The sequence below is a fragment of the Rhizobium sp. P38BS-XIX genome (assembly GCF_012641435.1).
Lineage (GTDB): Bacteria > Pseudomonadota > Alphaproteobacteria > Rhizobiales > Rhizobiaceae > Rhizobium.
The window spans coordinates 265843-287825 of the sequence record NZ_JABAIJ010000005.1; the positions used below are offsets into that span (position 1 = coordinate 265843).

General features: G+C 59.5%; 23 protein-coding genes. 11 read left to right on the forward strand and 12 right to left on the reverse strand.

The window, feature by feature from the left end; translation table 11 throughout:
• The first annotated feature begins 531 nt into the window (after nucleotides 1–531).
• On the forward strand, nucleotides 532–2082 hold the full coding sequence (dnaA, locus tag HGP17_RS18120) for a chromosomal replication initiator protein DnaA (RefSeq protein WP_168811484.1): 1551 nt from the start codon (nucleotides 532–534) through the stop codon (nucleotides 2080–2082).
• A 225-nt stretch (nucleotides 2083–2307) separates the two neighbouring features.
• Here dnaA and hemW read toward each other — a convergent pair whose 3' ends face one another.
• The 4 genes from hemW to rph are packed head-to-tail and all read right to left on the reverse strand — an operon-like array spanning nucleotide 2308 to nucleotide 5321.
• A complete protein-coding gene (gene hemW, locus HGP17_RS18125) occupies nucleotides 2308–3483 on the reverse strand; it encodes a radical SAM family heme chaperone HemW (RefSeq protein ID WP_168811980.1) in 1176 nt (391 codons plus the stop codon).
• A 36-nt stretch (nucleotides 3484–3519) separates the two neighbouring features.
• On the reverse strand, nucleotides 3520–4164 hold the full coding sequence (gene rdgB / locus HGP17_RS18130) for an RdgB/HAM1 family non-canonical purine NTP pyrophosphatase (protein ID WP_168811486.1): 645 nt from the start codon (nucleotides 4162–4164) through the stop codon (nucleotides 3520–3522).
• Between the two features lie 11 nt (nucleotides 4165–4175).
• Nucleotides 4176–4592, reverse strand: coding sequence for a VOC family protein (locus HGP17_RS18135; RefSeq protein ID WP_168811488.1), 417 nt, complete (start codon nucleotides 4590–4592; stop codon nucleotides 4176–4178).
• Nucleotides 4593–4604: 12 nt separating this feature from the next.
• Nucleotides 4605–5321: a ribonuclease PH gene (rph, locus tag HGP17_RS18140; protein WP_168811490.1), complete on the reverse strand. Its 717-nt coding sequence runs from the start codon at nucleotides 5319–5321 to the stop codon at nucleotides 4605–4607.
• 171 nt (nucleotides 5322–5492) lie between these two features.
• Between rph and hrcA the strand changes: the two genes are divergently transcribed.
• Both hrcA and grpE read left to right on the forward strand, forming a co-directional pair.
• Complete coding sequence (gene hrcA / locus HGP17_RS18145) at nucleotides 5493–6581, forward strand: heat-inducible transcriptional repressor HrcA (RefSeq protein ID WP_168811492.1); 1089 nt, start codon at nucleotides 5493–5495, stop codon at nucleotides 6579–6581.
• 125 nt (nucleotides 6582–6706) lie between these two features.
• Nucleotides 6707–7348, forward strand: a complete 642-nt coding sequence (grpE, locus tag HGP17_RS18150; protein WP_168811494.1) for a nucleotide exchange factor GrpE — start codon at nucleotides 6707–6709, stop codon at nucleotides 7346–7348.
• Nucleotides 7349–7538: 190 nt separating this feature from the next.
• On the opposite strand, the gene ptsN is transcribed toward grpE, so the two are convergent.
• From ptsN to lptC, 6 genes are all read right to left on the reverse strand, one after another.
• The gene (ptsN, locus tag HGP17_RS18155) at nucleotides 7539–8003 is read right to left on the reverse strand and encodes a PTS IIA-like nitrogen regulatory protein PtsN (RefSeq protein WP_068397686.1); all 465 of its coding nucleotides are present in this window, start codon (nucleotides 8001–8003) and stop codon (nucleotides 7539–7541) included.
• Nucleotides 8004–8090: 87 nt separating this feature from the next.
• A complete protein-coding gene (gene raiA, locus HGP17_RS18160; protein ID WP_168811496.1) occupies nucleotides 8091–8666 on the reverse strand; it encodes a ribosome-associated translation inhibitor RaiA in 576 nt (191 codons plus the stop codon).
• A 249-nt stretch (nucleotides 8667–8915) separates the two neighbouring features.
• Nucleotides 8916–10472, reverse strand: a complete 1557-nt coding sequence (gene rpoN, locus HGP17_RS18165) for an RNA polymerase factor sigma-54 (protein ID WP_168811498.1) — start codon at nucleotides 10470–10472, stop codon at nucleotides 8916–8918.
• A gap of 195 nt (nucleotides 10473–10667) precedes the next feature.
• Nucleotides 10668–11447 carry an LPS export ABC transporter ATP-binding protein gene (gene lptB / locus HGP17_RS18170; RefSeq protein ID WP_168811982.1) on the reverse strand — a complete coding sequence of 260 codons (780 nt, stop codon included), beginning with the start codon at nucleotides 11445–11447 and terminating at the stop codon, nucleotides 10668–10670.
• A gap of 46 nt (nucleotides 11448–11493) precedes the next feature.
• Nucleotides 11494–12153, reverse strand: a complete 660-nt coding sequence (locus HGP17_RS18175) for an LptA/OstA family protein (RefSeq protein WP_168811500.1) — start codon at nucleotides 12151–12153, stop codon at nucleotides 11494–11496.
• Nucleotides 12150–12836 (reverse strand): LPS export ABC transporter periplasmic protein LptC, encoded by a 687-nt coding sequence (gene lptC, locus HGP17_RS18180; protein WP_168811502.1) that lies wholly within the window; start codon nucleotides 12834–12836, stop codon nucleotides 12150–12152. The genes HGP17_RS18175 and lptC overlap by 4 nt, the downstream gene beginning before the upstream one ends.
• Before the next feature lie 326 nt (nucleotides 12837–13162).
• On the opposite strand from lptC, the gene sppA reads away from it, so the two are divergent.
• The 3 genes from sppA (at nucleotide 13163) to HGP17_RS18195 (ending at nucleotide 14954) form a co-directional block, all read left to right on the forward strand.
• Complete coding sequence (gene sppA, locus HGP17_RS18185) at nucleotides 13163–14119, forward strand: signal peptide peptidase SppA (RefSeq protein ID WP_168811504.1); 957 nt, start codon at nucleotides 13163–13165, stop codon at nucleotides 14117–14119.
• A 26-nt stretch (nucleotides 14120–14145) separates the two neighbouring features.
• The gene (locus HGP17_RS18190; RefSeq protein ID WP_168811506.1) at nucleotides 14146–14454 is read left to right on the forward strand and encodes an integration host factor subunit beta; all 309 of its coding nucleotides are present in this window, start codon (nucleotides 14146–14148) and stop codon (nucleotides 14452–14454) included.
• 155 nt (nucleotides 14455–14609) lie between these two features.
• Nucleotides 14610–14954 (forward strand): LapA family protein, encoded by a 345-nt coding sequence (locus HGP17_RS18195; protein ID WP_168811508.1) that lies wholly within the window; start codon nucleotides 14610–14612, stop codon nucleotides 14952–14954.
• Here HGP17_RS18195 and HGP17_RS18200 read toward each other — a convergent pair.
• Together HGP17_RS18200 and HGP17_RS18205 are read right to left on the reverse strand one after the other, a co-directional pair.
• Nucleotides 14946–15404, reverse strand: a complete 459-nt coding sequence (locus tag HGP17_RS18200; RefSeq protein ID WP_168811510.1) for a GNAT family N-acetyltransferase — start codon at nucleotides 15402–15404, stop codon at nucleotides 14946–14948. The genes HGP17_RS18195 and HGP17_RS18200 overlap by 9 nt on opposite strands.
• A 35-nt stretch (nucleotides 15405–15439) precedes the next feature.
• Entirely contained in the window at nucleotides 15440–15892 is a 453-nt protein-coding gene (locus HGP17_RS18205) for a carbon monoxide dehydrogenase subunit G (RefSeq protein WP_168811512.1), read from the reverse strand.
• A 112-nt stretch (nucleotides 15893–16004) separates the two neighbouring features.
• Here HGP17_RS18205 and HGP17_RS18210 point away from each other — a divergent pair, with 112 nt between their 5' ends.
• From HGP17_RS18210 to HGP17_RS18230, 5 genes are all read left to right on the forward strand, one after another.
• Nucleotides 16005–17135, forward strand: a complete 1131-nt coding sequence (locus HGP17_RS18210) for a class I SAM-dependent methyltransferase (RefSeq protein ID WP_168811514.1) — start codon at nucleotides 16005–16007, stop codon at nucleotides 17133–17135.
• Nucleotides 17132–17992, forward strand: coding sequence for an RNA methyltransferase (locus HGP17_RS18215; protein ID WP_168811516.1), 861 nt, complete (start codon nucleotides 17132–17134; stop codon nucleotides 17990–17992). Before HGP17_RS18210 ends, HGP17_RS18215 begins: the two co-directional genes overlap by 4 nt.
• A complete protein-coding gene (gene lspA / locus HGP17_RS18220; RefSeq protein ID WP_168811518.1) occupies nucleotides 17989–18507 on the forward strand; it encodes a signal peptidase II in 519 nt (172 codons plus the stop codon). Before HGP17_RS18215 ends, lspA begins: the two co-directional genes overlap by 4 nt.
• A 55-nt stretch (nucleotides 18508–18562) precedes the next feature.
• Nucleotides 18563–20851 (forward strand): ATP-binding protein, encoded by a 2289-nt coding sequence (locus tag HGP17_RS18225; RefSeq protein WP_168811520.1) that lies wholly within the window; start codon nucleotides 18563–18565, stop codon nucleotides 20849–20851.
• Between the two features lie 217 nt (nucleotides 20852–21068).
• Nucleotides 21069–21947, forward strand: coding sequence for a GNAT family N-acetyltransferase (locus tag HGP17_RS18230; RefSeq protein WP_168811522.1), 879 nt, complete (start codon nucleotides 21069–21071; stop codon nucleotides 21945–21947).
• The last annotated feature ends 36 nt before the right edge of the window (nucleotides 21948–21983 follow it).

A 21983-nucleotide genomic window follows, 5' to 3' on the forward strand; every position in this document is an offset into this window, starting at 1 on the left:
AATTTTGTGTAAAATTCATCGTTGATATCTGCCCACGATCCTGCCTAAATGCTTTTCAACAAGGGGCGCGGATCTCACCTTAAACGGCTTCGGCGAACACCGTCACTAACGGCGGCGAGGGTGGTTTTGTCTCTTGTGACGGAGCAGTTCAGTTCCGTTTTTTCAAACAGTTGACGAGTTATGACCGGGAACGGTGACGTTCGCGGAACGAGGATGCTTGTCTGTCCTTTGCAGCTTACGTCGATGGCGCAGCCGCGGGGAGGGGAGAAAAACTGACAGTCGTTGGAACAGCCAGTCGGAATACGAGGGCCGATTGATGTTCCGGTTACGGAAGCAAAGACGAAAGCCGTTTTGAAGATCGGTTTTCGCCACAGTGTTCCTGTAAGGCCCATTGGCGGGGCTCGGCTGATGAACCGGTGTGCGGCGCAGCTTTAAATAAAGAGCGCGAACGTCACGCCATGGCGAAGACTCAGGGGCGGCGGTGAAATGCTGTTTTCGCCCCATAATAGAGACTGCGGAAGGCGGCATTATATGCAGATACATACGAGAGCGACGGGTGCGTTGGAGAATGGGGACAATGCGCAGGCGTTCGGTGCGGTTTGCCTAGACGCGGCAGGGGAAAAGGGCGACGTGGCGCAGAATGTCTTGTTTGATCGTGTCAGCGCACGCCTGAAAGCCCAAGTCGGTCCTGATGTTTACGCCAGCTGGTTCGCCCGGCTGAAGCTGCATTCGGTCTCCAAGAGTGTTGTTCGCCTTACCGTTCCCACGACTTTTCTGAAGTCCTGGATCAACAATCGCTATCTCGACATGATCACCGGTCTCTTCAAGGCCGAGGACGCCGAGATCTTGAAGGTTGAGATCCTGGTGCGCACCGCGACCCGTCAGGGCGCCAAGCCGGGCGCCGAAGAACAGGCTGTTGTGCCGGATCAGGCCGCTCTCGCGCCGATCCGCCGCGCTATTGCTCAGCCGGCAAGCCAGGCCGCGGCCCAAGCCGTGAGCGCGGCTGCCGCCGCACGGCCGGCAACGGCCGGTGCGCCGCTGTTCGGTTCGCCGCTCGACTCCCGTTTCACCTTCGACACCTTCGTCGAAGGCAGCTCCAATCGCGTCAGCCTTGCCGCTGCCAAGACCATTGCCGAAGCCGGCGCCGGCGCCGTGCGCTTCAACCCGCTGTTCGTTCATGCGACGGTCGGTCTCGGCAAGACGCACCTGCTGCAGGCGATCGCCAATGCCGCCGTCCAGAACCCGCGCGGCCTTCGCGTTGTTTATCTGACCGCGGAATACTTCATGTGGCGCTTTGCAACGGCGATCCGCGACAATGACGCGCTGACGCTGAAGGACTCGCTGCGCAATATCGACCTGCTCATCATCGATGACATGCAGTTCCTGCAGGGTAAGATGATCCAGCATGAATTCTGCCATCTGCTGAACATGTTGCTCGACAGCGCCAAGCAGGTTGTCGTCGCCGCTGACCGCGCGCCCTGGGAGCTGGAATCGCTCGACCCGCGTGTACGGTCCCGCCTGCAGGGTGGTGTGGCGATCGAGGTCGAGGCACCGGACTACGAGATGCGCCTTGAAATCCTCAAGCGCCGTCTCGATGCCGCCCGCCAGGACGATCCGTCTTTGGAAATCCCGGCAGAGCTTCTGTCGCACGTCGCCCGCAACGTCACGGCAAGCGGCCGTGAACTGGAAGGCGCGTTCAACCAGTTGATCTTCCGCCGCTCCTTTGAGCCGAACCTGACGGTGGAGCGCGTCGATGAGCTGCTGGCACATCTGGTGGGCTCCGGCGAGCCGCGCCGTGTTCGCATCGAGGACATCCAGCGCATCGTCGCCCGCCACTACAATGTATCGCGCCAGGAGCTGGTCTCGAACCGCCGCACGCGCGTCATCGTCAAGCCGCGCCAGATCGCCATGTATCTGTCGAAGACGCTGACGCCGCGGTCCTTCCCGGAAATCGGCCGTCGCTTCGGTGGTCGCGATCACACCACGGTGCTGCATGCCGTGCGCAAGATCGAAGAGCTGATTTCCGGCGATAGCAAGCTGTCGCATGAGATCGAGCTGCTTAAGCGCCTGATCAACGAATAAGCCGCGCGATCGGCATTCGATCTATCTTTCACGGCCGGCTTTATCGCCGGCCGTTTTTCATTTGCATGACCAGTCACGGATGCCGACAAAGAAGGGCTGTTGAGAGCCGTGACGAAAAGCTCGACGAACCTTTCGCGTTGGCATGACGCGCGGCCTTTGCGATCAATACAAAACTGCTTGTGTTTGCAGGGGGCGGGTTAAGGCGCAGTAACGCGTCGTGTCAATTCAGCAGGCGAGATCGGCAACGACCGAGTCAAGAACCAACATTCCGGCCGGCGTACAGCGCAGGCGGGAATTGCCGATCCGCTCTATAAAACCGTGTTCCAGTAAAAAGGCCTCGCGCTGCGGATCGGGATCACGGCCGGAAAGCTCCTGCCAGCGGGCGAGGTCGACACCTTCGCGCAGGCGCAGGCCCATCAACAGCAATTCGTCGGCCTGTTCGTCGAAGCCAAGCATTTCCTGATCGACCATGCCGTGACCGTCGCGCTCGACCATCTCGAGCCAGCTTTCAGGCTTGCGTTCGGTGGCTGTCGCAAGTTTCTGTGGCCCTCGGGTCAGGCGGCCGTGGGCGCCAGGGCCGATGCCGGCATAGTCGCCATAGCGCCAATAGGTGAGATTATGCCGGCTCTCGGCGCCAGGGCGTGCGTGGTTGGAAACCTCGTAAGCCGGCATGCCCTCACGCGCGGTAATCTCCTGCGTCGCCTCGTAGAGCAACGCCGACTGGTCGCCATCGGGCACGATCAGCTTGCCGGCCCTGTGCAAGCCATAGAACGGCGTGCCTTCCTCGATCGTCAGCTGATAGAGCGACAGATGATCGACCGCATAGGAGATGGCTTCCTTCAGCTCGCGTTCCCATTCCTCGACGGTCTGGTTCGGACGAGCATAAATGAGATCGAAGGACATGCGCGGGAAGATCTCGCGCGCCAGCCTGATCGCCTTCAGCGCATCCTCGACATTGTGCAGACGGCCCAGGAACTTCAGGTCGCGGTCGTTCAGCGCCTGCACGCCCATCGAGACGCGGTTGACTCCGGCGGCGCGATAGCCGCGGAACCGCTCCGCCTCGACGCTCGAGGGATTGGCTTCCATGGTGATCTCGATACCGTCAGGCACATGCCAGGTCTTGGCGATGCCATCGAGAACGGCGCCGACTGTTTCCGGCTTCATCAGCGAAGGCGTGCCGCCGCCGAGGAAAACGCTGGTGACGGTCTTCGGCCCGCTGATCATCCGCATCGTCGCCATTTCCTTCAGGAAGGCGGCAGCGAACCGCTCCTGATCGACAGGCTGGTGCCGGACATGGCTGTTGAAATCGCAGTAAGGACACTTCGCCGCGCAAAAGGGCCAATGCACATAGATGCCGAAACCGGGTTCGCCGGTATCCGGTAGCAATTGCGCCCCGCGCATCAAGTCCTGGGTGTCTACGATTTCCACGGGGTTAGCTTACGCCTCCAGGCAGGTTTCGACAAAGATCTTGAAGGCGCGGGCACGATGCGAAAGCGCCTCCGGATCACCCGGCTTCCAGCCGTGCTTTTCCTCGGCGCTCATCTCGCCAAACGTGGTCTCGTACCCTTCAGGCTTGAAAACCGGGTCGTAGCCGAAGCCCTGCGTGCCGCGCGGCGGCCAGACGACGGTCCCTTCGACATCGCCGCGGAAAAGCTCGGTATGACCATCAGGCCAGGCAAGGCAGAGCACGCTGACGAAGCGCGCCGTACGGCTCTCCGGTGATGTGGCGCCGGCTTTCTCAAGGGCGGTCTCGACCTTTTGCATCGCCATCGCGAAATCGCGCGTGCCGTCAGCCGTCTCAGCCCAGTTGGCGGTGTAGACGCCGGGATCGCCGCCAAGCGCATCGATCACCAGTCCGGAATCGTCCGAGAGAGCCGGCAGGCCGGAGGCCTGGGACGAGGCCAGCGCCTTGATCTTTGCATTCTCCTCGAAGGTCGTTCCCGTCTCGTCCGGCTCGATAAAATTGAGTTCGGCCGCCGATTTGGCGGTAAAGCCGAAGGGGCCGATCAGATCCTGTATTTCGCGGATCTTGCCGGCATTGTGGCTGGCGACGACGATGGTCTTCGTATCGAGTTTACGCATGTCTTGTCCCGTCAAAGGCCCCAGATACGGGGCTCGGCGCATTCCAGGCTGTTGCCGGCCGGATCGCGGAAATAGATCGATCGGCCGCCATTCGGCCAGTGAAAATCGGCTTCGATATCGACGCCGGCAGCCTTCAGTTTCCGCGCCATGCCCTCGATGTCATCGTTGTCGAGGCGGAAACAGACGTGGCCGTGTCCCTTCGTGCCGTGTGGCGGTACGGGCAGGGCACCAGGGTCGTGCGGCTTGACCGTTTCCTCACTGTTGAAGATCAGCAGTACACCCGGTCCGCAGCGATAGAAAACGTGGCGGTCTCCGCCACGCGATATTTTCTGCAATCCAAGGATACCACCATAGAAGGCCTCGGCCGCATCGAGATCGTCCGCATAAAGAGCGGTTTCCAAGACACCTGTAAGGGCCGGGTCAGCCATTCCGAAAAATCCTCAGGCGATAGCCTGCTTCTGCAGATTCACCAGTTCGGCAATGCCGTTTTTGGCAAGATGCATCAGCGTGGCGAATTCCTCTTCGCTGAAGGGTGCGCCTTCAGCCGTTCCCTGGATTTCAACAATACCGCCCTTGCCGGTCATGACGAAGTTGGCGTCGGTTTCGGCTGAGGAATCCTCAAGGTAGTCGAGATCGATGACGGGCTGATTGGCGAAGATGCCGCAGGAAATGGCGGCGATGTGGTCCTTCAGAACACGCTCCACCTTGACCATGTTGCGGCTTTCCATCCACTTCAGGCAGTCGTAGAGAGCAATCCAGCCGCCGGTGATCGAGGCAGTGCGCGTGCCACCATCGGCCTGTATGACATCGCAGTCGACGGTGATCTGACGTTCGCCCAGTTCCTTGAGGTCAACGACAGCGCGCAGCGACCGGCCGATGAGGCGCTGGATTTCCTGTGTGCGGCCGCCCTGCTTGCCGGCAGCGGCTTCGCGCTTCATGCGCTCGCCGGTGGCGCGCGGCAGCATGCCGTATTCGGCCGTGACCCAGCCCTTGCCGCTGTTGCGCAGCCATGGCGGTGTCTTGTCCTCCAGGCTTGCCGTGCAGAGCACATGGGTATCGCCGAATTTTACCAGGCAGGAGCCTTCCGCATGCTTGGAAAAATTGCGCTCGAACGACACCTTGCGCATCTGGTCGGTTTTTCTGCCTGAAGGCCGCATTCCACTCTCCTGAAAGTTCGTTGACCGCTTCTACGACCCACAGCCCGCTTTTGCAAAGGAAAAGCAGGTCAGAGACTGCCAGCGCGACGACGACAACATTTTCCCTTTTGCCATTGCTAACTGAATGATTATATTTTCGCTAAGGCTCAACGGAACGGATTCGACGGCAACATGGTATTCACGACATCGTCGGTTTCGGATGTCATTGCTGCACTGGACGAACGCTCCAAGGAAGTTTTCCGCCGTATCGTCGAAGGCTATCTGGAGACGGGTGAACCCTTGGGGTCCCGCAATCTCTCGCGCCTGCTTCCCATGTCTTTATCGCCTGCATCAGTGCGAAACGTGATGAGCGATCTGGAAGAGCTCGGTCTCATCTATTCGCCGCATATCAGCGCCGGCCGGCTGCCGACGCAGGTTGGCCTGCGTTTCTTCGTTGACGCCTTCATGCAGGTTGGCGATCTCTCGGCCGAAGATCGCGCCACCATCGACCGGCAGGTCCGCGGCAGCAATCGCGATCAGCCGATGGAATCGGTCATGACCGAGGCGAGCCGCATGCTTTCGGGCATCTCGCGTGGCGCCGGGCTGGTCATTACCTCGAAGAACGACCCCGTGCTGAAGCACGTCGAGTTCATCCGGCTGGAGCCGACAAAGGCGCTTGCCGTGCTCGTGGGCGATCATGATCAGGTGGAAAATCGCATCATCGAGCTGCCAGCCGGCGTTACGTCGTCGCAGCTGACGGAGGCGGCCAATTTCCTCAACGCCCATATGACCGGCCAAACCCTGCCCGATCTGCGCCGGCAGCTGCAGACAATGAAGGAAAGTGTGCGCCACGAGCTGGATACGCTCTCGAGGGAACTGGTCGAGCGCGGGATTGCAGTCTGGTCGGGTGGTGAGGATGATGGCAAGCCGACGCAGCTTATCGTGCGCGGACGCGCCAATCTCTTGACCGAGATTGGTGGGGCCGAGGATCTGGACCGGCTACGCCTGCTCTTCGACGATCTCGAAAAGAAAGATAGTCTGATCGAAATCCTCAACCTCGCCGAAAGCGGCCCAGGTGTACGCATCTTCATCGGCTCGGAGAACAAGCTCTTCTCGCTCTCGGGTTCGTCGCTGATCGTCGCGCCCTATCGCGACGACGATGACCGCATCATCGGCGCTGTCGGCGTTATCGGACCGACGCGGTTGAACTATGCCCGCATCGTACCGATGGTCGATTACACCGCTCAGCTTATTTCCCGGCTGTCCCGTTCGGGTATCTGAGCCAAGACACCTTCCTGTCGCTCAAACGCCGGGAATTGGCTGTTCTTCTCGACAAAGCCTTGATTTTTTCCGGCTAAACCTCGATATCGGGCACATCCAAAAGACAATGCAATTCGGAGACCGTCATGACCGACGAAACAACGAAAACCGGACCTGACGCCACGGCGGCCGATGCTGCTGCGGAATTCGCGCAAGAGGCTGCGGAAACCGTCGATGCGGCAGAACCGTCGCAGCCGGACCCGGTCGAGCTGCTGAAGGCCGAGAACGGCGAACTGCGCGACCGCTACCTGCGTCTCGCTGCCGAGATGGACAACCTCCGTCGCCGCACCGAGCGTGACGTGAAGGATGCGAAGTCCTATTCCGTGGCAAGCTTTGCCCGCGACATGCTTGCCGTGGCCGACAATCTTCGCCGTACGCTGGACGCCATTCCGGCCGAGGCGCGCGAGATCGCCGATGCCGGCCTGAAGACACTGATCGAAGGTGTCGAGATGACCGAGCGCTCCATGCTCTCGGCGCTGGAACGCCATGGCGTGCGCCAGCTCGAGCCGGTTGGCCAGAAGTTCGATCCGAATTTCCACCAGGCGATGTTCGAAGTGCCCAATCCTGAAGTGCCGAACAACACGGTTGTTCAGGTCGTCCAGGCCGGTTTCGTCATCGGCGACCGCGTTCTGCGCCCGGCCATGGTCGGCGTCGCCAAGGGTGGCCCGAAGATCGTCGAAAACGCCGAGCAGGGCGCAAACAGCCCGCTGGATGAAAAAGACGCCTGATCTTTTCAGGCATCGATAAAAAATAAGAGCCGGGTGATCTCAGATCACCCGGCTCTTATTTTTGCCTTGGTCCGATGCAATCCAATCCTTAGAGCAATTCCAGGAAAAGTGCGCAGCGGTTTTCCGTCCGGAATTGCGCGGAAACAAAGAGATAGAGCGGTTCGGGGATTCCGTGAAAAGCTGAACCGCTTTAGGCGGCGTTCGATGCCTGCTCTTCGTTGAGGAATGCATAAATGGCGGAGGCGGAATCTGTGGCCCTCAGCTTGGCGACCAGATCCTGGTCGCGTAGAACGCGGGCAATGCGCGAGAGCGCCTTCAAATGGTCGGCTCCAGCGCCTTCAGGCGCGAGCAGAAGAAAGACGAGATCGACGGGCTGGTCGTCCAGTGCCTCGAAATCGACGGGCGCTTCCAGGCGCGCAAAGATGCCCGCGATGGATTTGATGCTGGCAAGCTTGCCATGCGGAATGGCGATGCCGTTGCCGACGCCGGTGGAACCCAGACGCTCGCGCTGCAGCACGACGTCAAAGATCTCACGCTCCGGCAATCCGGTCAGCTTGGAAGCTTTGGCGGCCAACTCCTGAAGCAATTGTTTTTTGGAATTTGCCCTCAAGGCGGGGATGATCGCATCTTGGTGTAGCAAATCTGCCAATGCCATTCTCTTTATCCTTCGTGTCGCCGAGAACCGATAACGGGCAAGCGGCGGCCAGGTGCGTTCCGCACAGCCGCCGCTTATCTTCTATTCTCAGCCTTTGATATTGGCTGCGTCTATCCAGCCAATGTTACCGTCCTGACGACGGTAAACGATGTTCAGGTGGTCATTGCCGGGGCTGCGGAAGAGCAGCAGCGGCTCATCGGTCATATCGAGCGCCATCACGGCGGTCGCGACCGACATGGTCTTCAATTGCTTCGTGCTTTCAGCAACGATGACCGGCGCGAAATCGTGCGGCACTTCCTCATCGTCATCGGGTACGCCGTCCATGACGGTGTAAGCGACTTCGACGTGGCCGTTTGCATGATTGCCGGCTTGGTGGTCCTTGAGTTTCCGCTTGTAGCGGCGCAGGCGCTTTTCGATGCGCTCTGACGCGGCGTCGAACGCAAGCTGCGGATCCATCGCTTCCCCTGCGGCATGCAGCACGACGCCGCTGTCGAGATGAAGCTTGCAATCAGCCGCAAAGCGCGAGCTGGATTTATGCACCGTTACCTGACCCGAATACCCCCCGTCGAAGTATTTGGTCACGGCCATACCGATCTGGTCCTCTATCCGCTGACGGAAGGAGTCACCAATTTCCATATGTTTACCGGAGACACGCACACTCATGGAGTTTCCCTTCTTGTAGTGGTTATTGCGCGTACCAGTTTACGCCAAGCCTCAAGCTCATCCAAGCACTTCACGCGGTCAAAGACAAATTGCGTATATCGACCGCCCTCGGGATGATGGGGATAAGTCTCATGTCGTGCTGTCCTGCAGCGATTGCGGCGGGCTTCTAGCCTTGCCACATTAGAAAGTCAACTGGGCCTTAACGGACTGTTAGGAGATCCGCATCTCAGGGTTGAAGAGACTCGACTGTCAGAAACCGGCGACTTTTGCCAGTGCGCGCTTCTCGCGCCGACGCTGTACGGACGAAGGGATGTTCATCGCCTCGCGATATTTTGCAACCGTTCGGCGAGCAAGCTCGATGCCACCCTTCTTCAGCGTATCGACGATGTCGTCGTCCGACAGCACTGCATCCGGGCTTTCACCCGAGATCAGCGCACGGATTTTGTGGCGCACAGCCTCGGCGGAATGGCTGTCGCCACCCTCCACGGCGCTGATCGAAACCGTGAAGAAATATTTTAATTCGAAGAGCCCGCGCGGCGTCAGCATGTACTTATTGGACGTTACCCGGCTGACGGTCGACTCATGCATCTTGATCGCATCGGCCACGGTTTTCAGATTGAGCGGCCGCAAATGATCGACGCCATGCATCAGAAAGGCGTCCTGCTGGCGCACGATTTCGCTCGCGACCTTCATGATCGTCTTGGCTCGTTGATCGAGGCTTCGGGTCAGCCAGTTGGCGTTTTGCAGGCACTCCGACAGAAACGCGTGGTCCTGGCTGGTCTTGGAGACGGAGGCGAAATAGGTTTGGCTCACCAGCACACGGGGAAGCGCATCCGGATTGAGCTCCACCAGCCAGCTGCCGTCGGACGACGGACGAACCACGATGTCGGGCATGATCGCTTCGGAAACACTGGTTTCGAAGGCGCTGCCGGGCTTCGGGTTGAGCTGGCGAATTTCCGCCATCATGTCGAGCAGGTCTTCCTCATCGACGCCGCAGAGCCGCTTCAGCGTTGCGAAGTCGCGGCGTGCAAGAAGGTCGAGATTTCCGATCAGCCGCTCCATCGCAGGATCGAAGCGATCCTTCTGGCGAAGCTGGATTTCCAGGCATTCGCTGAGAGAGCGGGCGAAAACACCTGGCGGATCAAGCAGCTGCAAGGCCGCAAGGACACGCTCTATCTCGCCGATACCCGAACCGAGGCGGTCCGCCGTCTCGCTCAGATCGGATCGCAAATAACCGGCCTCATCGAGCTGGTCGACCAGATGCTGTGCGATCAGCCGATCACCGATGGCGGGCAGAGTAAAGGGGATCTGTTCGTTGAGGTGATCGCGCAGTGATGTCTGGCCTGCAACGAAATCGTCGAGATCGTAGCTTTCGCCGGCTTCTCCGCCGGGCATGGATTTCCATTGGCTGAGCAGTTCCGGCGCGTCGGCGCGCTGGGGACTGGTATCGTCCGAGAAGACATTGTCGAAATTGGTGTCGAGTTCGTTGCTCAGCCTGTCGGCATGGCCCGTATTGTCACTCTCGTACCAGTCGCTTTGAAGATCGCCGCCACTCTCGAAGCCATCGTCACCGCGCGCATCCCCTGCCGCTTCGAAGGATTCGTCCTTGCCGTCACGATCGCCATAGCTGCCTACATCCTCGTCATTTGACGCAAATTCCAGCAGCGGGTTCTTTTCGACTTCCTGGGAAATGAACTGGGTAAGCTCGAAATGGGTCATCTGCAGCAACTGAATCGACTGCATCAGTTGCGGTGTCATCACCAGGCTTTGGCTTTGGCGCAGGAAAAGATTGGCCGATAGTGCCATGGTGGACGCGGGACTCCCCTTGAACTCCTCGGGATCTCGCGTTCTCAGTCACTAAAATCTTCGCGAAATTCCAATTGGCCCAAAAATTGCTTTTTTATAAGATTTGGTCAAGCGGAACTATGGTGGGAAGGTAAATTTCCGCCATCCGGCGGATTGCGCCAAATATTAAAGTCTACCCGGTTCGAATTTCAGCCTTTAGAGGCTGAAATTGTCGCCGAGATAGAGCTTGCGAACTTCCGGATTGCTGACGATATCGTTGGCTCTGCCATGGGTCAGCACTTCGCCCGCGTGGATAATGTAGGCGCGGTCGATGAGGCCCAGTGTTTCGCGAACGTTATGGTCGGTGATCAGAACACCGATGCCGCGTGCCGTCAGGTGATGGACGAGGTTCTGAATGTCGGCAACCGAGATCGGGTCAACACCCGCGAAAGGCTCGTCGAGCAGCATGAAGGTCGGGTCGGTCGCCAATGCGCGGGCGATTTCGAGGCGTCGGCGTTCGCCGCCCGAAAGCGCGATCGCCGGCACCGTGCGCAGATTGCGAATGTGGAATTCCTCCAGCAATTCGTCGATCTTGCGCTCGCGCTTGGTCTTGTCCTTTTCATGGACTTCGAGCACGGCGCGAATGTTCTGCTCCACCGTCAGGCCGCGAAAAATCGAGGCTTCCTGCGGCAGATAGCCGACGCCGAGCCGCGCGCGGCGGTACATCGGCATCGTCGTGACGTTGTTGCCGTCGATCTCGATCGTACCTTCGTCAACCGGCACCAGCCCGGTAATCATGTAGAAACAGGTCGTCTTGCCTGCGCCGTTCGGCCCAAGCAGACCAACCGCTTCACCGCGGCGAACGACGAGCGAGACGCCGTTGACGACGCGGCGTCTGCCGTAGGTCTTGGTGAGGCCGCGCGCGATCAGGGTGCCCTGATAGCGCGCCTTATCCGCGGCCGGTGAGCCGGATGTAGCGGAAGACGGCCCGGGCAAGCCGGGAATGGTGGTGGTTGTCGATGTCGTCACGAGGGGGCCGGTATCAGTTTTTCTTTTGTTGTTGCTGCTGCACTTGCTGCGACTTCGGATCGAGCTGGATCTGGACGCGCCCCCCACATGCATCCAGCTGCGCCTCGCCCGTCGCCATGTGCACGGTGAGCTTGCAACCGGTGAAGACGTTCGGGCCGTCCGTCAGCACCACCTTCTTGCCGTTCAGGATGGCAAGCTGGTTGGTCATGTCGAAGGAGCCGTCGTCGGCGGTTGCCGTCTGCGTTCCCGAAACGAGGTAGACGCGGTCGGAAACCAGAATGTGGTCGATATTGGCATTGCCCGAGACAAGCGACTCGTTCTGCGCCTTGGCAGCCTTGGCCACCGGGTTTTCCTCAGCCGGCTTTGCAGCATCGCCAGCCTGCTTCTTTTTATAGAAGACAGTCATCTTGCCGGCCTGCATGGTCGTGGTGCCCTGGACAACCTTGACGTTGCCTGTGAACACGGCCTGGCTTTCCTGGTCGTGGATTTCCAGCTTGTCGCTTTCGATCTGGATCGGCTGATCCTGGGAAAGGGTCAGGCCCGTCATCTTGCTTGTCGTCGTCTGAGCGTATGCTCCGACAGCCGACATAAGAGCAATTGCGCTGAAAGCACAGAGAAGACCGGCCTTACGCCGGCTGGACTTAAAAATTGAATGTGGCCAATCGTTTATCATGAACCGCCCGGCTTCTTTTCGCTAGCTGAATTGTGAAGAGCGGACGGTTCGATATGCACTTGAACCTGTCCGTCGAGTTCGATTACGCTACCCTTATCCGTCATCTTGAGCGAACGCGCAACAACCGACATACCGCCTCGCTGGATTGCAACCTGATCCTGGCTGGACAGGTCGCCTTTCTTGACGTCCAGGAAGGCAGTCTTGAACTCGGCACGCAGGCCATTGTCCATGACGATGGTGAAAGGCTCGGTCAGTTTCAGCGTGTCGGCCTGGCGATCGAAATCCGCGCTCTGGGCCGTCACGTGGGCGATCACGTCAGTATTGACCGGCATGGATGCCTTGATGGTCTTGAGCGTGATCATGTTCGGGTTCTTGATGTCCTGCAGCGCCTTTTCCGCGAGCAGGGAGTAATTGATGCCGTCCTTGTTGCGACCGGAGATCGCAGGGCGCTCCATCACGACCTTGCCGTCCTCGATCTTGGCGCCTTCGATCTGGATTTCGGCCGGCATATAGGCACGCACCAGAGAGACGGCGATGAAGATGAGCGAAACGATCATGGCCGCTAACGGCAATATGATCTTGAGCCTTCGCACCCGGGAGGAGTGGAAGGTTGCGGCCTTGTAGGCGTTTTTCTCCGGCAATGAGCGGATCGTATCGCCTGGGGTCTCGATCGTATTGAGCATGCAACAGGTCCGTCGTTGGTCTGATCCGGAAAACCGCATTCACGCCATGCGGGGCTGTTTCAAAAGCCCATCGGATCGTTTCGCATTATTGCATAGGCTTGCCAATATGGATTTTTTTCCGAAGCCAAGGAATTTTGGCAGAAAAATATGCCATAAGCCGGTTTCACCCGATGAGGCGATGCCCTATCTGGTAGTCTTGCAGAGCGACCTTCCGCCGACGACATCGAAGACGGGGACAGTTTTTCTCTGAGGATTGTGCCGGTTTCAAGGTCTGATACATCCAATTCAACGCGCATTCAATTTGTTGCAGGGAGAAATAAGGCGTGATGGACAGTTCTGCAATCGCGGATCGGCGACAATTACGCCGCAAGCTCGGTTTCTGGCGCATTATTGCTGTTTTGCTACTCGTAGCACTCGGTTTTGCGCTTTATCGCTTTGTCGCCGGCGATCTGCCTGACGCCCGCGGCCCGCAAATCGCCCGCGTCAAGATTTCCGGCCTGATCCAGGACGATCCGGAACTGCTGGAGCGCCTGAAGAAGATTCGCGACAACGATCAGGTCAAGGCGCTGATCGTTTCCATTTCCTCGACGGGCGGCACGACTTATGGCGGCGAGCGCATCTTCAAGGCGATTCGTGCCGTTGCTGCCAAAAAGCCGGTGGTGTCGGATATTCGCACCGTTGCGGCCTCGGCCGGCTATATGATCGCCACGGCCGGCGATACCATCGTGGCCGGCGATACGTCGATCACCGGGTCGATCGGCGTGATTTTCCAGTATCCGCAGGTCAAGGATCTGCTCGATAAGGTCGGCGTTTCTCTCGACGAGATTAAATCGGCGCCGCTGAAGGCCGAGCCTTCTCCGTTCCATCCCGCCAGCGAAGACGCCAAGAACATGATCCGCAACATGGTCATGGACAGCTATGCCTGGTTCGTCGATCTCGTTGCCGACCGCCGCAAGCTGCCGCGCGATCAGGTGTTGAAGCTTGCCGACGGCAGCATCTTCACGGGTCGCCAGGCGCTCCAGAACAAGCTGATCGATACGCTTGGCGGCGAAGATGAAATTCTGGCTTATCTTGAAACACGCAAGGTCAACAAAGACCTGCCAGTCGTCGATTGGAAGCCGGAAGACAAAACCTCGTCCTTCTTCTGGCCGGGCGCTGCTTCTTGGTTGCTAAATCGGCTTGGTTATGCTGATTTTACGGCGGGAGACGGTCTTCAGAAAATTATGACTGATAAGTTGTTTCTTGACGGCCTGCTTTCTGTTTGGCAGGGTGCGGCCAACTGATAAATCAATGATTTAAGGGGGTAACCGTGATCAAGTCGGAATTGGTGCAGATAGTTGCCGCCCGCAACCCGCATCTCTATCACCGCGACGTCGAAAATATCGTCAACGCTGTCCTCGATGAGATCACCGATGCGCTCGCTGCCGGAAACCGCGTCGAACTTCGCGGTTTTGGCGCTTTCTCCGTCAAGAACCGCCCGTCGCGTTCCGGCCGCAACCCGCGCACCGGCGATACGGTCTTCGTCGAGGAAAAGTGGGTTCCCTTTTTCAAGACCGGCAAGGAGCTGCGCGAGCGCTTGAATCCAGGCGCCGGCGACGAAGAAGACGACGATAATTGATCCATAGATCTGGATCAATTTTTTCCAGGATCTCCCTTCGGACATGATTGTGCCGCGACGCAGTGGCACTTGAATTCAGCCGCCTCTTTCCTATTCTGCGGCTGAAGGCAGCCTAAGTGCGATGCACGCAGAGCTGCGAATAAAGGAGCTGCGCAATGGCCAAGAAGATCATCAATCTGCTGATATTGCTGCCGCTCGGCATCATTCTGATCGTATTCTGCGTTGCCAACCGCCAGTCGGTGACGCTCGCCCTCAATCCTTTCCGGCCGGACGATCAGGTGCTGTCCCTGAATGCGCCGCTTTTCGTTCTGGTGTTTGTCGCGTTGATCCTCGGCATGCTCGTAGGGGCTGCGGTGACCTGGTTCAATCAGGGCAAGCATCGCAAGCGTGCGCGCAATCAGTCGCGGGAGGCCGTTCGCTGGCAGGCCGAAGCCGATAAGCATCGCACCCGTGCGGAAGAGATCGCCGGCCAGCTCCCCTCCCAGCTGCCTTCAAAGTGAATTGGCTTTACGAAGCCGCATCTCTCTATAATCGCCTTCCGGCGATGCGCCGTCGCCGATAATGTCGAAGCCGTGGTTTTGATAGAACGCGATCGCGCGCGTGTTTTTCACCAGGCATTTCAGCCGATACCGACGCTCGGGCCATTCCGGCAGACCGGTGAGGAGTGCCTTGCCGGCACCGCGCCCCTGGAAATCAGGCGATATATAAAGCATGTGGATGAAATCGTCCGGCTCCCAGACCGCCGCAAACCCGGCGATGGCGCCGTTGGCGTTTTCGCAGACGAACAGACGCTCGCCGTTCGAATGAACGGCGAAATCCTCGAGCGTGAAATGGCTGGGATCGACCCATAGGAATGTCTCGCGACGGACGTGGAGATAGATCTCTGCAAGAGTGTCCAGGTCTTGTTCGCGTGCGGGCCGGATGGCCCAGGTATCAGAATTCGATGTCATGCTTCGCTATATAGGATGGCTTGGACGTGCGGCAATCAGGCGGTGGCTTGGCCGTTGATGGCTGCGGTCAGATCGGAGAAAAACTGCTGAGCCAGTTTCTTGGCGCTGGAATCGACCAGCCGCGAGCCGAGCTGCGCGATCTTGCCGCCGACCTGCGCCTTCGCTTCATATTGCAGGATCGTTTCGTTGCCGTCTTCCCTGAGCACGACATCGGCGCCGCCCTTGGCAAAGCCGGCAATCCCGCCCTTTCCTTCGCCCGATATGGTGTAGCTCTCCGGCGCGTTGATGTTGGTAAGCTTGACGTCGCCATTGAACGAGGCGGACACCGGACCGATCTTCAGCTTCACGGTCGCGGTCAGTTCCGTCGGCGAGACCCATTCCAGGCTTTGACAGCCGGGAATGCACTGCTTGAGGATTTCGGGATTGTTCAGCGCGGCCCACACTGCGTCCCTGGGTGCCGCGATCCGTTCTTCGCCGGTCATGTCCATGCGCAATCCTCCCAATGTCACATTTTGTGCATGGATCATCGCAGATCGGAAAGCGCTTTGCCAAGTGGCGGCCAGATGCTATTTGCACGCTCATATCAATTTTGAGACAAGCATGGTGAAACATAGGGAAAGCCGGCCCGGCCAGAAAAATGCGGGCGGTCTTGGGGCAAAACCCCGGCGTGACGTGCCCGGCAAGCCGCCGGCAAAGCCTGCGCATGCCTCGCGGCCAGCCAAGCCTTTACGCGAACATAGCGAGCGCGCTGCCGAGCCGCGTGCAAAAGAACCTGCGGCTGCCACGCCCGAACGCCCGCTGATCGCCCGAACGGGTGAGCGGCCACCAGAGCGCGTACCCGTCATTCTCGAGTCTCTCGGCGCCGGCGATTTTCATCTGATCGATAGCGGCAACGGGCTGAAGCTCGAGCAGTACGGACCCTACCGCATCGTCCGGCCCGAGGCACAGGCGCTCTGGCCGCCGTCGCTGGCTGCGCATGTCTGGGACAACGCCGACGCCGTCTTCACCGGCGATACGGATGAGGATGGCATGGGCCGCTGGCGCTTCCCGCGCGAGGCGCTCGGCGAGACATGGCCGCTGCAATTGCTTGGCGTCGATTTCCTCGGTCGCTTCACCGCGTTTCGCCACGTCGGCGTCTTCCCGGAGCAGATCGTCCACTGGGCCTGGATGAAGGAACAGATCGAGGCGGCAAAACGGCCGCTGAAGGTTCTCAATCTTTTTGGCTATACCGGTGTTGCCTCGCTGGTCGCTGCGGCTGCCGGCGCGGAAGTGACCCATGTCGATGCCTCGAAGAAAGCAATCGGCTGGGCGCGCGAAAACCAGGCGCTGGGCCGCATGGAAAAGCTGCCGATCCGCTGGATCTGCGAGGATGCGATGAAGTTCATCCTGCGCGAGGAGCGGCGCGGCAGCAAATACGACATCATCCTCACGGATCCGCCGAAGTTTGGCCGCGGCCCGAATGGCGAGGTCTGGCATCTGTTTGAGCACCTGCCGCTGATGCTCGATATCTGCCGCGAGATCCTGTCGCCGAAAGCGCTCGGCCTGGTGCTGACGGCCTATTCCATCCGTGCCAGCTTCTACTCGATTCATGAGCTAATGCGCGAGACCATGCGCGGAGCCGGCGGCGTCGTCGAATCCGGCGAACTGGTCATCCGCGAAGCCGGCGTTGACGGCCGCACGCCGGGCAGGGCGCTTTCCACTTCTCTCTTTAGCCGCTGGGTGCCGAAATGAACCAGGATTTCCGTAGTGACGGCCCGCGCAAGGTCGGACAGGTCAAGGAGGTCACCTCGCTTGCAAATCCGATCGTCAAGGACATCAAGGCGCTCACGGTCAAGAAGTCCCGCGAGGAAAGTGGCGCTTTTCTCGCCGAAGGCCTGAAGCTCGTCATCGATGCGCTCGAACTCGGCTGGACGATCCGTACGCTGGTTTATGCCAAGGCCGCCAAGGGCAAGCCGCTGGTCGAGCAGGTTGCCGCAAAGACGGTCGCCGCCGGCGGTCTCGTGCTCGAGGTCAGCGAAAAGGTCATCGGTTCGATCACCCGTCGCGACAATCCGCAGATGGTGGTCGGTGTTTTCGAACAGCGCTGGCTGCCGCTTCGGGATGTCAAGCCGAAGGCGAGCGAGACTTGGGTGGCACTCGACCGCGTGCGCGATCCCGGCAACCTCGGCACGATCATCCGCACCGCCGATGCGGCCGGCGCTTCCGGCGTCATACTCGTCGGGGAAACCACCGATCCGTTTTCACTGGAAACCGTGCGCGCCACCATGGGCTCGGTCTTCGCCGTTCCCGTCGTCAAGGCGACGCCGGAAGAGTTTCTCGCCTGGAAGAAAAATGCCGATGTCGCCGTCGTCGCCACGCATCTGGCCGGCGCAGTCGACTACCGCACCATCGATTACAAGAAGAAGCCCGTCGTCATTTTGATGGGCAATGAGCAATCCGGCCTGCCGGATGTTCTGGCGAAAGAGGCCGATGCGCTTGCCCGCATCCCGCAGGCTGGCCGCGCCGATAGCCTCAATCTGGCGGTTGCCACGGCAGTCATGCTGTTCGAAGCCCGCCGTCATATTCTCACCCTTAGCGAGACCCGATGACCGATAGCGAGACCCATGAGCAGCCGACTGCAAAGCCGGCCCTGTTTTCACGGCCCCTGCCGATCCTGATCTTCATCGTGGTTGCGGTCATTCTCGACCAGATCATCAAGATCATGGTCGATCACTGGTTGCCGCTGCAGGAGATGGTGCCCGTCATTCCGATGCTGGCGCTCTATCGCACCTACAATCTCGGCGTTGCCTTCTCGATGCTTTCGGGCATGGATGGCTGGTTCATCGTCGGCATGCGTCTTGTCATCGTCGCCTTCGTGTTGTGGCTCTGGCGGCGCACGCCCGATCATCGCTGGCTTGCTCATCTCGGCTTCGCGCTGATCATTGCAGGTGCGCTCGGCAATCTGATCGACCGCTTTCTCTACGGTCACGTGATCGATTACGTCCTGTTTCACACCCAGACCTGGTCCTTTGCGGTGTTCAATCTTGCCGACAGTTTCATCACGATCGGCGCCGGTTGCGTCATCCTCGATGAGCTTCTGATGCCGAAAAAGGCAAAAGCCTAAAATTCTATCGAATCCCTGAAGGCATCGGGAAGATTGCCTGTGATAGCCAGATGGCATGAGCACTCTGGCAAATTTGCAGGAAAAACTTGCCGCTGAGATCAATCGCGGCCAAACGGGTCCGATCGAGGGCCAGTCCGAGACCGGGCAGCCGCTCGGGGAACCGACCGAGGCCGCGCCCGGCCCCGAGCAGCGCCCGGTTTCATACGCGTCGGCTCAGTGGCTGCAACGCCACTGGCTGAATGGCGGCGGCCTGATTGGCGGTATCGTTCTTCTTGCAGTCGGCTTTGCCGGTGGTTCGATGTTTCTCGCCGGCGTCGCCGGTCTCGTGGCGATATCCCTCATAATCTTCGGCATTCTGAATATCTGGAAGGATGCCGGAAGACCGGCGCCCATCGCTCCGGATCTCACTGAAAGCGATCATGATCGCCTTTGGGAGCGTAAGGAAAGCAATAGCCTGCTCGCCACCATCCACGATGCCCTTGGCGACATCACGGTTACCCGCAGCATTGATCGCCGCATCCTGGACGCCAACGCCACTTTCCGAAAGCTGACCGGCAAATCCAACCCTGAAGGCCTGACGCTCGAGGATACCGGCCTGATGTTTCGGGCGGTGACGGACGCCAAGCACCAGGATGCCGAAATCGTAACGCCTGAGGGCCACCGCATTTTCGCCTGGCACGATGTCATTTTCCGCGATCCGGCGACGGGGCAATTGTGCATTCAAAGCGTCGCGCGTGATGTGACGGAAGAACGCCAGACGGCTCGGCTTCGCGAAGACGCAAGGCTGAAGGCTGAATATAACAGCGCTGCGAAATCGCGGTTGCTGGCAACCGTCAGTCATGAAATCCGCACGCCGCTCTCGGGCATTCTCGGCATGAACCACCTGCTGGCGCAGACGCCGCTGACCCTGGAGCAGGCGAATTATCTCACAGGCATTCGTCAGTCGGGTCATGCCCTCGTGCAGCTCGTCGAAGATCTTCTTGATTTTTCCACCATCGAGGTTGGCCGCTTCCAGTTGCATCCGCGCCAGGAAACGTTCCGACCGCTGCTGGAAGGCGTCGTCGAGATGCTTGCCCATCGCGCTCACGAAAAGGGCATCGAGATTGCCGCAAGCGTGGCAGCCGACGTTCCCGAGGCGCTGGAGTTCGACCCCGCCCGACTACGCCAGGTCTTGTTCAACGTTCTCGGCAATGCCGTGAAGTTCACTCAGACCGGCGGCGTTCTCATCCGCGCCGCGCTCCAGGGCCGCAACCTTGTCATCTCGGTGCAGGATAGCGGCCCGGGCATGACGGAAGAGGAGCAGGCACGCGTCTTCGGTGAGTTCGAGCAAGCCGGGGGCATCGTGGAAAAAAGCGCAGGCACCGGACTGGGTCTTGCGATTTCCGCTCGTATTCTGCGCGAACTCGGCGGCAGGCTGAGCGTTGCAAGCGAACGCGGCAGAGGAAGCGAATTCACGATCAATTTCCCCGTCGGCCTCGTGGCCGAGGACGAAGACGAGCGTCGCCACGACATCGTGCTCAAGGGCGCGCATGTTCTGCTCCTGGCGCCCGAGGGCGCGGCGAGCACCGCCATCGCGCAGACCATCCGCACGCTCGGCGGTCAATGCCGTCTGATCGGTGCCGCCGATATCGACGCGCTTCGACGCTCTCCGCCGACAGGCGACCGCTACCCCTGGACCGATCTGATCGTCGATCATCGCATGGCGCCTCTCTATTTCCGCGAAGGAAACGAGCAGGCGCTGCCGACGCTGCGCAAGATTTTCCTTGTCAATCCCGAGGAACGCAACACGCATCCCCTTGATCTGTTCGATGCCTGGCTCATCCGGCCGTTGCGTGAACAATCTCTGATCGATGTCTTGAGCGGCCGCATGCGCGGCATGGAGAAGCGCGGCAACATCTTTGAAGGTGTGTCGGAGATCGGCATAACGACGCCCGAGGCGGAAGATCCATCGCTGGAAATCCTGCTCGGCGAGGATGATCCCGTCAACGCGATGCTGGTGCGCGCCATGCTGGCCAAAGCCGGCCACAGGGTTCGTCTTGTCGAGGATTTCGATGGCCTGCGCAGCCGTGCGGAAAATGGTGACGCCCGTCCGGATGTGATCGTGACCGATTTCAACATGCCGGGAGGCACCGGCGCGGCCGTGCTTGCGCAACTGCGCGCGCAGGAACGCCGGCAGGGATTGCCCGCGCTGCCCATCATCGTGCTGACTGCGGACAGTCGCGATTCGATCCGTCGGCAGGCGTTGCTTGCCGGGGCCGATGCCGTCATCCTCAAACCCGTCGATCCCGACCGGCTGATGAAGACCGTACAAAGCCTTTCGAAGCTGAATTTTGAGCGTGTCTAGCGCTTTTGGGAATGATTTCCTCAAGTCTCGCCCACCAAAGATAGCAAGCGTTAAATGGCCTCAACCAGAGGATATTGCTATCGCTAAACTGGGGACGGAGCTTCCATTCGGAAATTGCAACGGGCACGCTTCTTGCTTTTAGCCTGGCTGCATGTCACTTTCCTGTCGCAAGAATTTGGTTTATGGCGCTATATCGGCCCGTAGGGGGAGAATCGCCATGTCCATCGAAATTTTGAATCGCGAAGCTCAGGGCGAAATGGTTCAGTCTTCAAAGGCAACGGTTGAGCCGGTTGCCAGCGATGTGCTCGGACGCATCGGAAATCTAGAAACGCGCCTTGCTCGCACGGCGCGCGAAATCGATGCCGCTCAGGCTGTTCGCTATCGCGTTTTCGTCGAAGAGATGAATGCGCAATTGCCGGCCGATGCGATGCGTCGGCAGCGCGACGTCGACAGCTGGGATGCCATTTGCGACCATCTTCTGGTTTTGGACCGCTCGCTTGAAGGCGATTCGGAAGATCAGATCGTCGGCACCTACCGCCTGCTGCGCCAGGAAGTGGCGATGGCAAACGGCGGCTTCTATTCCTCTTCGGAATTCGACATCGACTCGCTGCTCGCTCGCCATCCGGACAAGCGCTTCATGGAACTCGGCCGTTCCTGTGTGTTGCCGGCATATCGCAACAAGCGCACGGTCGAACTGCTTTGGCAGGGCAACTGGGCCTATGCCTTGAAGCATGGCATGGGTGCGATGATCGGCTGCGCCTCGTTCCCCGGCGTTCTTCCAGAACAGCACGCGCTCGCCTTGTCCTTCCTCTATCATAATGTCGTCGCCAAGGATGAGTGGAACGTCGGTGCTCTGCCGTCGCTTGCGCGCAACATGGATCTGATGCCTGCGGAAGCCGTCAATGCGAAGAAGGCGCTGATGGCGCTGCCGCCGCTCATCAAGGGTTATCTTCGTCTCGGCGCCATGGTCGGCTCGACCGCCGTCGTCGACAAGGCTTTCAACACGACCGACGTGCTGATCGTTCTGCCGATCGCCAGCATTTCGGACCGCTATGTCAATTACTACGGCGCGGACGCCGGTCGCTTCGCAAGCTGATCGGCCGCGGACGCCGGTCTAGCTGGACAGGCTGCC

Bases quoted from the DNA above. Each gene is read 5' to 3' on its own strand.
- HGP17_RS18225 (WP_168811520.1), top strand. From the start codon at position 18,563: ATGAGCACTCTGGCAAATTTGCAGGAAAAACTTGCCGCTGAGATCAAT.
- HGP17_RS18175 (WP_168811500.1), bottom strand. From the start codon at position 12,153: ATGATAAACGATTGGCCACATTCAATTTTTAAGTCCAGCCGGCGTAAG.
- rdgB (WP_168811486.1), bottom strand. From the start codon at position 4,164: ATGCGTAAACTCGATACGAAGACCATCGTCGTCGCCAGCCACAATGCC.
- hemW (WP_168811980.1), bottom strand. From the start codon at position 3,483: ATGCGCGGGGCGCAATTGCTACCGGATACCGGCGAACCCGGTTTCGGC.
- HGP17_RS18230 (WP_168811522.1), top strand. From the start codon at position 21,069: ATGTCCATCGAAATTTTGAATCGCGAAGCTCAGGGCGAAATGGTTCAG.
- HGP17_RS18200 (WP_168811510.1), bottom strand. From the start codon at position 15,404: ATGACATCGAATTCTGATACCTGGGCCATCCGGCCCGCACGCGAACAA.
- hrcA (WP_168811492.1), top strand. From the start codon at position 5,493: ATGGTATTCACGACATCGTCGGTTTCGGATGTCATTGCTGCACTGGAC.
- HGP17_RS18215 (WP_168811516.1), top strand. From the start codon at position 17,132: ATGAACCAGGATTTCCGTAGTGACGGCCCGCGCAAGGTCGGACAGGTC.
- ptsN (WP_068397686.1), bottom strand. From the start codon at position 8,003: ATGGCATTGGCAGATTTGCTACACCAAGATGCGATCATCCCCGCCTTG.
- HGP17_RS18210 (WP_168811514.1), top strand. From the start codon at position 16,005: ATGGTGAAACATAGGGAAAGCCGGCCCGGCCAGAAAAATGCGGGCGGT.
- rph (WP_168811490.1), bottom strand. From the start codon at position 5,321: ATGCGGCCTTCAGGCAGAAAAACCGACCAGATGCGCAAGGTGTCGTTC.
- HGP17_RS18195 (WP_168811508.1), top strand. From the start codon at position 14,610: ATGGCCAAGAAGATCATCAATCTGCTGATATTGCTGCCGCTCGGCATC.
- lspA (WP_168811518.1), top strand. From the start codon at position 17,989: ATGACCGATAGCGAGACCCATGAGCAGCCGACTGCAAAGCCGGCCCTG.
- grpE (WP_168811494.1), top strand. From the start codon at position 6,707: ATGACCGACGAAACAACGAAAACCGGACCTGACGCCACGGCGGCCGAT.
- HGP17_RS18205 (WP_168811512.1), bottom strand. From the start codon at position 15,892: ATGGACATGACCGGCGAAGAACGGATCGCGGCACCCAGGGACGCAGTG.
- dnaA (WP_168811484.1), top strand. From the start codon at position 532: ATGCAGATACATACGAGAGCGACGGGTGCGTTGGAGAATGGGGACAAT.
- HGP17_RS18135 (WP_168811488.1), bottom strand. From the start codon at position 4,592: ATGGCTGACCCGGCCCTTACAGGTGTCTTGGAAACCGCTCTTTATGCG.
- sppA (WP_168811504.1), top strand. From the start codon at position 13,163: ATGGACAGTTCTGCAATCGCGGATCGGCGACAATTACGCCGCAAGCTC.
- rpoN (WP_168811498.1), bottom strand. From the start codon at position 10,472: ATGGCACTATCGGCCAATCTTTTCCTGCGCCAAAGCCAAAGCCTGGTG.
- raiA (WP_168811496.1), bottom strand. From the start codon at position 8,666: ATGAGTGTGCGTGTCTCCGGTAAACATATGGAAATTGGTGACTCCTTC.
- lptC (WP_168811502.1), bottom strand. From the start codon at position 12,836: ATGCTCAATACGATCGAGACCCCAGGCGATACGATCCGCTCATTGCCG.